This is a genomic window from Pseudomonas sp. WS 5146, assembly GCF_012985495.1.
Classification (GTDB): domain Bacteria; phylum Pseudomonadota; class Gammaproteobacteria; order Pseudomonadales; family Pseudomonadaceae; genus Aquipseudomonas; species Aquipseudomonas edaphica.
This window is the reverse complement of record NZ_JAAQWL010000008.1, coordinates 263,299-275,675: the sequence shown is the minus strand read 5'-3', so window position 1 is coordinate 275,675 and position 12,377 is coordinate 263,299. Positions and strand designations below refer to the sequence as shown.

At 60.7% G+C, this 12,377-nt stretch carries 11 protein-coding genes; 3 read left to right on the top strand and 8 right to left on the bottom strand.

The features are described from left to right. Positions 1-41: 41 nt before the first annotated feature. From ilvD to HBO41_RS21170, 3 genes are all read right to left on the bottom strand, one after another. Positions 42-1,883: a dihydroxy-acid dehydratase gene (ilvD, locus tag HBO41_RS21180; RefSeq protein WP_017139479.1), complete on the bottom strand. Its 1,842-nt coding sequence runs from the start codon at positions 1,881-1,883 to the stop codon at positions 42-44. A gap of 228 nt (positions 1,884-2,111) precedes the next feature. Then, entirely contained in the window at positions 2,112-3,272 is a 1,161-nt protein-coding gene (locus HBO41_RS21175; protein WP_169987586.1) for an MFS transporter, read from the bottom strand. A gap of 203 nt (positions 3,273-3,475) precedes the next feature. Continuing rightward, positions 3,476-4,672, bottom strand: coding sequence for a class I SAM-dependent rRNA methyltransferase (locus HBO41_RS21170; RefSeq protein ID WP_003213799.1), 1,197 nt, complete (start codon positions 4,670-4,672; stop codon positions 3,476-3,478). A gap of 284 nt (positions 4,673-4,956) precedes the next feature. Here HBO41_RS21170 and HBO41_RS21165 point away from each other — a divergent pair, with 284 nt between their 5' ends. Next, on the top strand, positions 4,957-5,769 hold the full coding sequence (locus HBO41_RS21165) for an HDOD domain-containing protein (RefSeq protein ID WP_169987622.1): 813 nt from the start codon (positions 4,957-4,959) through the stop codon (positions 5,767-5,769). A gap of 21 nt (positions 5,770-5,790) precedes the next feature. Continuing rightward, positions 5,791-6,603 carry a bifunctional DNA-formamidopyrimidine glycosylase/DNA-(apurinic or apyrimidinic site) lyase gene (gene mutM, locus HBO41_RS21160; RefSeq protein WP_099550323.1) on the top strand — a complete coding sequence of 271 codons (813 nt, stop codon included), beginning with the start codon at positions 5,791-5,793 and terminating at the stop codon, positions 6,601-6,603. Between the two features lie 123 nt (positions 6,604-6,726). Here the strand turns inward: mutM and HBO41_RS21155 are convergent, their stop codons facing one another. From HBO41_RS21155 to HBO41_RS21135, 5 genes are all read right to left on the bottom strand, one after another. Continuing rightward, positions 6,727-6,978 carry a YfhL family 4Fe-4S dicluster ferredoxin gene (locus HBO41_RS21155; protein ID WP_003213796.1) on the bottom strand — a complete coding sequence of 84 codons (252 nt, stop codon included), beginning with the start codon at positions 6,976-6,978 and terminating at the stop codon, positions 6,727-6,729. A gap of 226 nt (positions 6,979-7,204) precedes the next feature. After that, the gene (coaD, locus tag HBO41_RS21150; RefSeq protein WP_003176711.1) at positions 7,205-7,684 is read right to left on the bottom strand and encodes a pantetheine-phosphate adenylyltransferase; all 480 of its coding nucleotides are present in this window, start codon (positions 7,682-7,684) and stop codon (positions 7,205-7,207) included. A gap of 103 nt (positions 7,685-7,787) precedes the next feature. Beyond that, on the bottom strand, positions 7,788-9,383 hold the full coding sequence (locus HBO41_RS21145) for a GMC family oxidoreductase (protein WP_017139474.1): 1,596 nt from the start codon (positions 9,381-9,383) through the stop codon (positions 7,788-7,790). A 147-nt stretch (positions 9,384-9,530) separates the two neighbouring features. Beyond that, positions 9,531-10,076 carry a hypothetical protein gene (locus HBO41_RS21140; RefSeq protein ID WP_017139473.1) on the bottom strand — a complete coding sequence of 182 codons (546 nt, stop codon included), beginning with the start codon at positions 10,074-10,076 and terminating at the stop codon, positions 9,531-9,533. A gap of 28 nt (positions 10,077-10,104) precedes the next feature. Then, a complete protein-coding gene (locus tag HBO41_RS21135) occupies positions 10,105-11,532 on the bottom strand; it encodes a coniferyl aldehyde dehydrogenase (RefSeq protein WP_169987584.1) in 1,428 nt (475 codons plus the stop codon). Between the two features lie 146 nt (positions 11,533-11,678). On the opposite strand from HBO41_RS21135, the gene HBO41_RS21130 reads away from it, so the two are divergent. Further along, complete coding sequence (locus tag HBO41_RS21130; protein WP_017139471.1) at positions 11,679-12,350, top strand: TetR/AcrR family transcriptional regulator; 672 nt, start codon at positions 11,679-11,681, stop codon at positions 12,348-12,350. Positions 12,351-12,377: the final 27 nt, after the last annotated feature.

Sequence of the window (12,377 nt, the reverse complement as noted above, 5' to 3'; positions counted from 1 at the left end):
AAAATGCCCCGCACGTGTCGGGGCTTTTTTATGCGCGGGGCTTACAGGCCGTCGAGCATCGCCTTGTTACGCACAGCACCTTTGTCGGCACTGGTGGCCAGCAGGGCGTAAGCCTTCAACGCGGTGGTGACTTTGCGCGGACGCTTCTCCACCGGTTTCCAGCCTTTCTTGTCCTGCTCAACCCGGCGTGCCGCCAGTTCTTCGTCGCTGATCAACAGGTTGATCGAGCGGTTCGGAATGTCGATCAGCACCTTGTCGCCGTCCTGCACCAGACCAATCGCGCCACCGGCAGCGGCTTCTGGCGAAGCGTGGCCGATCGAGAGGCCCGAGGTGCCGCCAGAAAAGCGGCCGTCGGTCAGCAAGGCGCAAGCTTTGCCCAGGCCTTTGGATTTCAGGTAAGACGTAGGGTAGAGCATCTCCTGCATACCCGGGCCGCCTTTCGGGCCTTCGTAGCGGATGATCACGATGTCGCCTTCTTTCACTTCGTCGGCGAGGATGCCGCGTACCGAGCTGTCCTGGCTTTCGTAGATCTTGGCGCGGCCTTCGAACACGTGGATGGATTCATCCACACCGGCGGTTTTCACCACGCAGCCGTCCAGCGCGATGTTGCCGTACAGCACGGCCAGGCCGCCTTCTTGCGAGTAGGCGTGCTCGACACTGCGGATGCAGCCGTTTTCACGGTCGTCATCCAGGGTTTCCCAACGGGTCGACTGGCTGAACGCGGTCTGGGTCGGGATACCCGCCGGGCCAGCCTTGAAGAAGTGATGCACCGCTTCGTCGTCAGTCTGAGTGATGTCCCACTTGGCGATGCCTTCGGCCAGGGATTTGCTGTGCACAGTCGGCAGGTCGGTGTGCAACAGGCCGCCACGGGCCAGCGAGCCAAGAATCGAGAAGATCCCGCCGGCGCGGTGCACGTCTTCCATGTGGTACTTCTGGATATTCGGCGCGACTTTGCACAGTTGCGGCACATGACGGGACAGGCGGTCGATGTCGCGCAGGTCGAAGTCGATCTCGGCTTCTTGCGCTGCGGCCAGCAAGTGCAGGATGGTGTTGGTGGAACCGCCCATGGCGATGTCCAGGGTCATGGCGTTTTCGAACGCCTTGAAGTTGGCGATATTGCGCGGCAACACCGACTCATCGTTCTCGGTGTAGTAACGCTTGCACAGCTCGACGATGGTGCGGCCAGCCTGCAGGAACAGCTGTTCGCGGTCGCTGTGGGTGGCCAGGGTGGAACCGTTGCCCGGCAAGGCCAGGCCCAGGGCTTCGACCAGGCAGTTCATCGAGTTGGCGGTGAACATGCCGGAGCACGAACCGCAGGTCGGGCAGGCGCTGCGTTCGTATTCCGCGACCTTCTCGTCAGAAGCGCTGGAATCGGCGGCGATGACCATGGCGTCGACCAGGTCGAGGCCGTGGGAGGCGAGCTTGGTCTTGCCGGCTTCCATCGGGCCGCCGGAGACGAAGATCACCGGGATGTTCAGGCGCAGGGCGGCCATCAGCATGCCGGGGGTGATCTTGTCGCAGTTCGAGATGCAGACGATGGCGTCGGCGCAGTGGGCGTTGACCATGTATTCCACGGAGTCGGCAATGATCTCGCGGCTCGGGAGCGAATACAGCATGCCGTCATGGCCCATGGCGATGCCGTCATCCACGGCGATGGTGTTGAATTCCTTGGCGACGCCACCGGCGCGTTCGATCTCGCGGGCGACCAGCTGGCCCAGGTCCTTGAGGTGGACGTGGCCCGGTACGAACTGGGTAAAGGAGTTGGCAATCGCGATGATCGGCTTCTTGAAGTCGTCATCTTTCATCCCCGTGGCACGCCACAGTGCGCGCGCGCCGGCCATGTTGCGGCCGTGGGTGGATGTTTTCGAGCGGTAATCTGGCATGGAGCACTCCGGGCGGCTAATCAAGTACTAAAGGGAAGTGAGCTTCTATTGACGTATGGAGCACTCAGAAAATGGCCGTGTGTCCAAACGTTGCCACTCGCGTCGCGGGATCGCCGCGTGCCTGGGCCTCGAGCTCATAAACCCGCCGGGGGATGACTGGCGATGAATAGCGTCGATTCTACACCGCTGGTGGCGGGAGGGAATGCCCGTCTGTGGCGAGGGCGCTTGCTAGCGACCCACACGTGCATTCGCCACCCAACCCCACAGGCTGAAAACGATGAAGCTTACGGCGATGGTCATCAGCAAATGGTTGCCGGTCTGCGCGAGGGCGGCGCTGCTGATGGCCGCGGTCAGGAACATGATGCTGTTGCCCGCCGACGCTGCCGTGCCCGCGCTGCTGGAAAACAGCAGCATCGCCGCCGAAATCGCGGCAGGCCGCACAAGAGTGACGGCCAGGGCACTGATCAGCATCGGGATCAGCAGAGTCAGGGAGGTGATGGCCTCAACGCTGATAATCAGCGTTAACAAAATGCCGGCCACCAGCAGCAATCCCAGCCCGATATTGATTTGCCGGGACAGCGAGATGCGCTTCTGCAAGTACGATGCCGCGACGCCACCGAGCAGGTAGGCCACGCCGTACACCATCAACACCAGTGCGTATTGGTATTCGGACAGTTTCAACGCATCCATGAAAATCAGCGGTGTCACGCTGATCAAGGCGAAATAGCAGGCGAACACCAGCGCGGCGATCCACCAGTAACGCAGGAAGTCGCGGTTGCCAGCGACGGCTCTGAGCGTACCGATGATTGATACCGGCGCGCGGTGCGGGCTGGCGGCCTTGGACGGCAGGATGCAGAGCGTATGGATCAACATGCCCAGTGCCATCAGCGCAAAGCCGTAGAAGCTGCCTTGCCAGTCGAAGGTGGTTTGCAGCCAGGAGCCGATCAGCGGCGAGAGCGCCACAAACGAACCGCTAAGGGTCATGTAATACAGGCGTACGCGGGCGCGGTCCTGTTCTTCGAACAGGTCCTCGACCAGTGCATGGCCCAGTACGAAAAACCCGCAGCCCATGGCCTGCACGCAGCGAAACAGCAGGAAGGTCAGGTAGTCGGACGCGAACGCGCAACCCATCGCGCCGAGGGTCGACAGCGTAATGCAGCCGATCAGCACTTCCTTGCGGCCCCATTTATCCGACAGCGGGCCTGCAATCAATTGGGAAATTGAAAACACCAGCGTGAACAGACTGATCGACAGTGCGATTTCTGCGGTAGGTGTGTCGAACCTGGCAGCCAGCGCGGGAAACGAGGGCAGCAGAATGTTGATAGGGAAAAAGCTGATCAGGGAAATGCAGGTGATGAGGATGAAGCGGGAGAGGTAGGGCCCAGACATTGTTTTTGTTTTCCGGAGTAATTCCAGAAACCGATACTAGTCTGCGAAATGTGGAATTCAATCAAAACCGTTGAAGGACGGTTTGTGTCGGAAAAATGTGGGGGCGGGCTTGCCCGCGATGGCTGAGTGTCAGTCAACAAACTCGTCAACAGGTCCACCGCTATCGCAGGCAAGCCAGCTCCCACATTTGATCTGCGTGTTACTTAGCTATTAGGCAGCAACCGGCAGGTAATGCTCTTGATGTAGCGCGTTTCGGCAATCGCCGGGTGCACCGGGTGATCCGGGCCCTGGCCGCCGCGTTCGAGCATCTGGATGTTGCGGTCCAGGTGACGGGCGCTGGTCAGCAGGATGTTCTGCAGGTCGTCTTCCGGCAGGTGCATGGAGCACGATGCGCTGACCAGAATGCCGTCCTTGCTGAGCAGGCGCATGGCTTGCTCGTTCAGGCGGCGGTAGGCGCCTTCGCCGTTTTTCATGTCTTTTTTGCGTTTGATGAAGGCCGGTGGGTCGGCGACGATCACGTCGAAACGTTCTTCGCTGGCTTTCAGCTCTTTGAGGGCTTCGAACACGTCGCCTTCAATGCAGGTCATCTTCTCGGCAACACCGTTCAGTGCGGCGTTGCGCTCTACGCCGTCGAGGGCGAAGGCGGAGGCGTCGACGCAGAACACTTCACTGGCGCCGAACGCTGCAGCTTGCACGCCCCAGCCGCCGATGTAGCTGTACAGGTCGAGTACGCGTTTGCCTTTGGCGTACGGGGCCAGGCGGGCGCGGTTCATGCGGTGGTCGTAGAACCAGCCGGTTTTCTGGCCCTGGATCACCGGGGCTTCGAATTTCACGCCGTTTTCTTCCAGCGCGACCCACTCCGGCACCAGGCCGAAAACGGTTTCGACGTAGCGGTTGAGGCCTTCGGCGTCACGCGCGGCGGAGTCGTTCTTGAACAGGATGCCGCTTGGCTTGAGCACTTGGGTCAGGGCAGCGATCACGTCTTCTTTGTGCGCTTCCATGGTCGCCGAGGCGATCTGTACTACAAGGATGTCGCCGAAACGGTCGACGACCAGGCCCGGCAACAGGTCGGAATCACCGTAGACCAGGCGGTAGAACGGCTTGTCGAACAGGCGGTCACGCAGGGACAGGGCGACGTTGATGCGGTGCACCAGCAGCGATTTGTCCAGCGGCAACTTGATGTCGCGTGACAGCAGGCGGGCGCAGATCAGGTTGTTCGGGCTCATGGCCACGATGCCCAGGGTCTTGCCGCCAGCCGCTTCCAGGATAGCCTGGTCGCCTGCCTGGAAGCCGTGAAGAGGTGTGGCGGCCACATCGATTTCGTTGCTGTAGACCCACAGGTGGCCGTTGCGCAAACGACGATCGGCGTTGGCTTTGAGACGCAGGCTAGGCAGGGACATGACGTCGCTCCGGAAAAAAGAGCGGGAGTATACCTGTTGCGCCGTTATTCATGTGGGAGCTGGCTTGCCTGCGATGCAGGCGACTCGGTGTATCTGACGTACGGTGGTGATGCAATCGCAGGCAAGCCAGCTCCCACACAAGCCCAGAGCCCACATTCAATCCGGTTTTTGAGGTGTCGGTCAGCTTCCCATAGAGGTTAGAATTCGCGCCTAGTCCAGAGTGTGTATTTATGTCCCCAGAGCTTTCCGCCGAGCAGATCCAGCAGGCCCTGCAAGGCATCAGCGTGCCGCCTCAACCGCAAATCATGGTGGATTTGCAGATGGAGCAGTACATGCCCGACCCGGACCTGGAAGTGATCGCGCGGCTGATCTCCCAGGATCCAGGCCTGTCTGGTGCGCTGCTGAAGATCGTCAACTCGCCGTATTACGGCCTGAGCAACAAGATCGCCTCGATCCAGCGCGCGGTGAACCTGCTGGGCAGCCGCTCGATCATCAACCTGATCAACGCGCAGTCGATCAAGGGCGAGATGAGCGACGACACCATCGTCACCCTCAACCGCTTCTGGGACACCGCCCAGGACGTGGCCATGACCTGCCTGACCCTGGCCAAGCGCACCGGCTCGCAAACGGTCGACGAGGCCTATGCCTTGGGCCTGTTCCACGACTGCGGCGTGCCGCTGATGCTCAAGCGCTTCCCCAATTACATGGCGGTGCTGGAGCAGGCTTACGCCAATGCCGGCCCGGATTGCCGGGTGGTCGACACCGAGAACAACGCGTTCAACACCAACCATGCCGTGGTGGGTTACTACACCGCCAAATCCTGGCGCCTGCCGGAGCATGTGACCGACGCCATCGCCAACCACCACAACGCCCTGGCGATTTTCAGCGATGAGTCGTCGCGCAACCCGCAACTTAAAAACCTGTTGGCGATCCTCAAGATGGCCGAGCACATCTGCTCGTCCCACCGCGTGCTGGGCAACCAATCGGCGGACCATGAGTGGGATGCCATCGGGCATCTGGTGCTGGACTACGTGGGCCTGTCGGACTACGACTTTGAAAGCCTGAAGCTATCGATCCGCGAACTGGGCGCGCACTGACCCTTTAATCAAGAGGTACACATGCCCGAGTTACCCGAAGTCGAAACCACCCGGCGCGGGATTGCGCCGCATTTGGAAGGCCAACGCGTCAGCCGTGTGGTAGTGCGTGAACGGCGCCTGCGCTGGCCGATCCCGGAAGACCTGGATGTGCGCCTGTCCGGGCAGCGCATCGTGCTGGTGGAGCGGCGGGCCAAGTACCTGTTGATCAATGCCGAAGTGGGCACGTTGATCAGCCATTTGGGTATGTCGGGCAATTTGCGCCTGGTGGAAGTCGGCTTGCCAGCGCTCAAGCATGAGCATGTGGACATTGAGCTGGAGTCGGGCCTGGCGCTGCGCTATACCGACCCGCGGCGTTTTGGCGCGATGCTCTGGAGCCAGGACCCGCACAACCACGAACTGTTGCTGCGCCTGGGGCCGGAGCCGTTGACCGACCTGTTTGATGGCGAGCGTCTGTTCCAGCTGTCGCGTGGCAAGTCGATAGCGGTGAAGCCGTTCATCATGGACAACGCGGTGGTGGTGGGCGTGGGCAATATCTACGCGACCGAAGCTTTGTTTGCGGCAGGGATAGATCCGCGCCGGGCTGCGGGTGGTATCTCGCGCGGGCGTTATTTGAAGCTGGCGATCGAGATCAAGCGCGTGCTGGCGGCAGCTATCGAGCGTGGTGGCACCACGTTGCGGGACTTTATCGGCGGTGATGGGCAACCGGGGTATTTCCAGCAGGAGCTGTACGTCTACGGCCGGGGCGGTGAGGCGTGCAAGGTCTGCGGGAGCGAGTTGCGCAATGTGGTGCTGGGGCAGCGGGCGAGTGTGTTTTGCCCCAAGTGCCAGAGCTGAGTGCCGGGTGATGGCTAATGTCGCCATCGCAGGCAAGCCAGCTCCCACATTTGGATGTATTCACAACTCTAAATGTGGGAGCTGGCTTGCCTGCGATGAGGCCTTTACAGGCAATAAATAACTTCAGGCCTTGCCGGTAATCAACCGGTACTTCTCCATCAACTGCTCTTCCGTTTCCGGATGGGCCTCATCCAGTGGAATACAATCCACCGGGCACACTTGCTGGCACTGAGGCTCGTCGTAGTGACCGACGCACTGGGTGCACAGGTTGGGGTCGATCACGTAGATCTCTTCGCCCTGGGAAATCGCAGCGTTCGGGCACTCGGGTTCGCAGACGTCGCAGTTGATGCAATCGTCGGTGATGATCAGGGACATGGAAACTCCTGCCAGGGCTGTCAGCCAGGGCATCTGAAAACTAATGCGTGCAATTGTGCCGCATTGGCGCCCGCAGTGCGAGCGTGTGGCAAGCCCGAATATCGGTCGCTGTCTCTGTGGCGAGGGAGCTTGCTCCCGTAGGGCCGCGCAGCGGCCCCGCTGTGCTGGAAACGATTGGGACTGCTGCGCAGTCCAGCGGGAGCAAGCTCCCTCGCCACAAAGAGCCTTACTTCTTGAAGCGCAGGGTCAGCGCATCGGCTACGGCCGGATGCACGAACTTGGTGATATCTCCGCCCAAAGCGGCAATTTCACGCACCAACGTCGAGGAAATGAACGAGTAACGTTCCGACGGCGTAAGAAACAGGCTTTCCACGTCCGGCGCCAGTTGGCGGTTCATGTTGGCCAGCTGGAATTCGTATTCGAAGTCCGACACAGCGCGCAGGCCACGCAGGAACACATTGGCGTTCTGCTCTTTGGCAAAGTGCGCCAGCAACGTCGAAAAGCCCACCACTTCCACGTTGGGCAGGTGCTTGGTGACCTCACGCGCCAGCTCTACGCGCTGTTCCAAGGGGAACAGTGGGTTTTTCTTGGGGCTGGCGGCGACCGCGATGATCACATGGTCGAACAAGCGAGACGCACGTTCGACCAGATCGCCATGGCCTTTGGTAATCGGGTCGAAGGTACCTGGGTACAACACTCGGTTCATCGCGTCGTCCTGGCGGAGTCCGTTGGGGAACCGGATGGTATCGCAGCATGCCCGGTGGGCCAAGTCGACTTATGTAGATAGATACCGTGAATACCCGGTTTTTTCATGCTGTTTTCAGACGTTCGGCCAATGCTGTCGCCAGTTGCGCGGTCAACCCGTACACCGATAATTGTGGGTTGGCGCCAATGCTGGTGGGGAACAGCGAGCCGTCGTGGATCGACAGGTTACGCAATTGATGATGACGGCCGAGGCTGTCGGCCACCGCGTTTTTCGGGTCCTCGCCCATGGCGCAACCGCCCATCACATGGGCGCTGCCCAGCGTGGTGCGGTGCAGTTCCAGGCTCAGCCCGTCGATCAGGCTGCGTGCTTCGGCCAGGGTATTTACGTAGCGTGCATCATGATGCAGCGGCTTGACCGACTTGGCGCCCGCCGCGAACTGAATCTCGGCCATGGTATGAAACGCACGACGCAGGCCGTCCCAGGCGTAGTCCGAGACCTGGTAGTCGAGCACCGGTGTGCCGTCGCCACGTAATTCCACCGTGCCGCCGGGGCTGTCGGGGTGAAAGCCGTCGCGCAGCAGGGCGAGCATGGCGTGGGTGTGGGGCAACTGACTCATGTCCAGCGCGTTCCCGGTGCCGTAGCCGCCGAACAGCGTGCTGGCCAGGCCTGGATGCAGCGGAGGCGCCTCCAATTTGTAAGACATTTTGCCGGTGGTGCCGTCCTGCCACTGGAAGTGGTCGGAATAGATCGACTGCGGAGCGCCATAGAACGGATTGATCACCTCGTCGAACTGCCCCGCGGAGAAATTCACCAGGTGCAGGAAGGTACGCTTGCCCAGCCGCGAATGCGGGTCGGGCGCATCTGAACGCATCAGCAGGGCCGGGCTGTTGATGCCACCGCCCGCGAGCACGTAATGCTTGGCCTTGACCGTGATCTTGCGCCCGGTAGGCGCCACGCAACGCTCATCCATGGCCACGCATTCAAGGCTGCTGATGGTGTCGCCGCTGTATTTCAGGTGTTCGGCGCGGGCCAGGTAGAGCAGTTCGCCGCCCTTTTCCAGGGTGGAGGGAATGGTGGTCACCAACATCGATTGCTTGGCGTTGACCGGGCACCCCATGCCGCAGTAACCCAGGTTGAAGCAGCCGCGCACGTTGCGCGGGATCACGTGCCAGCTATAGCCGAGCTTTTCGCAGCCTTTGCGGATCACATCATTGTTGGCATTCGGTGGAATGGCCCAAGGGGCGATGCCCAGGCGCTGTTCCATTTTTTCGAACCACGGCGCCATTTCTGCGCTGCTGTGGCCCTTGACTGCATATTCACTGGCCCAGTGGGCGAGGGTGGCATCGGGTGTGCGAAAGCTCGAGGTCCAGTTGATCAGCGTGGTGCCACCGACGGCACGGCCCTGCAGGATAGTAATCGCGCCGTCCTTGCTCATGCGGCCGATGCCTTCCTGGTAGAGGCTGGCGTAGGCTTCGTCTTCGAGCAGCTTGAAGTCGCTGCTGGTCTTGAGCGGGCCTTCTTCGATCAGCAGTACTTTGTAGCCCGCAGCACTGAGGATCTCGGCAGTGGTGCCGCCACCCGCGCCACTGCCGATAATGGCCACATCGGCTTCCAGGGTCAGGTCATTGCTGAGGGCGGCGCCATTGTGGGTTTTCCAGCCACGGGCCAGGCCATCGCGGAACAGATCGGGTACGGGCATAGAAGTGCACTCTTATTTTTATACGAAGTTGCATTCAGTGTGGGAGCTGGCTTGCCTGCGATGGCGGTCTGCCTGCCTTTCATTTCTGGCTGATACACCGCTATCGCAGGCGAGCCAGCTCCCACATGTTTGATTGGGTTGCCAGGGCTAGATCTTCGGTGGGCCGGGGTAGCCGCAATGCGCCCAGGATTGTGGCCGGAAGTACCAGGCCATGATCACCAGCTTGAGCAGCGAGCCCTGGCCCATGCGCAGCAGGTTCAGGTAGCTGTTCTCCCAGCGGTGCAGGAAGTTGCGGATCTGATCGCTGCTGGCGTTTTCCCAACTGCCCCAAATGCCGGTCAACGGGCCACGGGTGATGCCCATGCTCAGCACGTCGAACAGTTGCTGGGTGAGCTTGAACATCTCCGGCGACAGGTTTTGCAGGCTGTAGTCGAGTTTTTTCAGGGTGTCTTCGATGCCGGCGACCACGTCCTGGGCGCTGGCCGCGCCTTCGAGTAACACCGGGATGATTGCGCGCAAAAACGGCAAGTCGCTGCTGCGCAGCATGGCAAAGCCACTGGCCGGGGTGCTGCTGGAGCAGCCGCTGAGGCTGGCCCCCAAGCCGGCGGTGGCCAGGAATGCGCTGGCGCACAGGCCGATTTTCAGAACGCCGCGCCGTGACAGCGCGGGTGTTTCAGTCAGGCTAGGGTTCATTGTTATTGTTATCCCGAGGGTGGCGGAATCAGCGGATAAACAGCTTCTGGATCAACTTCTGGATGGCTTTGCCGTAAGGCGGGTAGATCAGTTTCGCCGCGTTCAGGCGCTGTTTGACCAGCACCCCTTTGGCCTTGCTGAACGTGAGGAAGCCTTCATGGCCGTGGTAATGGCCCATGCCCGACGGGCCGATGCCGCCAAAGGGCATATCGTCCTGGGCCACATGCAGCAGCGTGTCGTTGAGGCAAACACCGCCGGAATGGGTTTCGTGGAGCACGCGGTTCTGTTCGCCTTTGTTGTAGCCGAAGTAATACAGGGCCAGTGGGCGAGGGCGCTGGTTGATGTAGGCAAACGCTTGGTCGAGGCCGCGATAAGGCACGATCGGCAGCACCGGGCCGAAGATTTCGTCCTGCATCACCGTCATCTCGTCGCTGACATTCAGCAACAGGCTATGGGCCATACGCCGTGCCTGGCCCTGGTCATACAGCGGTATCAGGGTGGCGCCCTTGTCGGTGGCGTCTTTGACGTAGGCATTGAGCCGGGCCTGTTGCCGCTCATTGATGATGGCGGTGTAGTCCGGGTTGTCGGCCAGGGTCGGATAAAACCCGCGAACGGCGTTGCTGTAGGCCTCGACGAAACCTTCAACGCGGTCTTCCGGCACCAACACGTAATCCGGTGCCACGCAGGTTTGCCCGGCATTCAGGCATTTACCGAAGGCAATGCGCTCGGCGGCGTCTTTGAGTGGCACGTCCGCGGAAACAATGGCTGGCGACTTGCCACCGAGCTCCAGGGTAACCGGTGTCAGGTGCTCGGCCGCTGCGCGCATCACGTGTTTGCCGATGCTGGTGGCGCCGGTGAACAGCAGGTGATCGAAGCGCAATTTGGAAAATGCCATGCCCACTTCGGCCTCGCCCAGCACCACGCACACCAGGTCTTCGGGGAAGATTTTGGCCAGCAGCGCCTTCAGCAGTTCGCCCGTGGCGGGCGTGGATTCGCTGAGTTTGAGCATCACCCGGTTTCCCGCCGCCAAAGCCCCGACCAGCGGCCCAATGGCCAGGTACAACGGGTAGTTCCAGGGGACAATCACCCCGACCACACCCAGCGGCTGGTAGATGACTTTGGCTGACGCTGGTTGGAAGGCAATGCCTACCGCACGCCGGGAAGGTTTCATCCAGCATTTGAGGTGTTTGCTGGCGTAGTGAATGCCATGCAGGCTGGGCATCAACTCGGCGAACAGGGTTTCGTCTGCGCTGCGGTGGCTGAAGTCCTGGCTGATCGCGGTGATCAGCGCCTGGCGTTCGTCGCTGAGCACGTCGCGTAAAGCCTTTAGCCACTGCTGGCGCTGTGCAGCTGGCGGCATCGGGTTGGCCGCATAGGCGCGACGTTGGGCGTCGAACAGGTCCTGGAGTTGATCCAGCGCCTGGGAATCTTGCAGGTAGGCAACGTTGGCAGACATGGCGCAGTTCCCGATTGTTATAGGTCTGCCTGGATTTTTAGAGTCATTGCTCTAAATTGTCAAATGTCATTGCAGCAACATGCGGATTTATCCTGACAAGGATAGGCCGTAAGATGCCCCATCCCGTGTTCAGAAGCTGATCCCCTATGGCACCACGAGTAAAGACCAGCGAGCGCATTGTGCAAACCAGCCTGGAGCTTTTTAACCAGCAGGGTGAGCGCAGCGTCAGTACCAACCATATCGCCGCCCATATGGAAATTTCCCCGGGCAACCTGTACTACCACTTCCCCAACAAGCAGGCGATCATCGCCGTGCTGTTTCGTGAGTACGAAGCGCTGGTGGACAGTTTCCTGCGCCCGCCACAGGGCCGCGCGGTGACTGTCGAAGACAAGCGCTTTTACCTGCAGGCCGTGCTGGCCGGCATGTGGCGCTACCGCTTCCTGCACCGAGACCTCGAACACCTGCTGGAAAGCGACCCGGAACTGGCCACCGGCTACCGGCGGTTTTCCCAGCGCTGCCTGATCCAGGGCGGGGCCATTTACCAAGGGTTTGTCGACGCTGGCATCCTCAGTATGGACCCGGTGCAAACCGAGGCACTGACCCTTAATGCCTGGATCATCCTCACCTCGTGGGTGCGGTTCCTGTGCACCACCAATGAGAACTCCGCGCACTTGAGCGCCGAAGCGATCAAGCGCGGTGTGTATCAGGTGCTGGTGCTGGAGGCGGGGTTTGTCACGCCCCAGGCGAAAGAGGCGGTGGATGCCTTGTTCAAAGAGTTTTACGTGCCGTTGAACCAGGCACTGGAAGAAGTGAAGTAGGACCTTTCCCGAATCTGTTCACAGGAG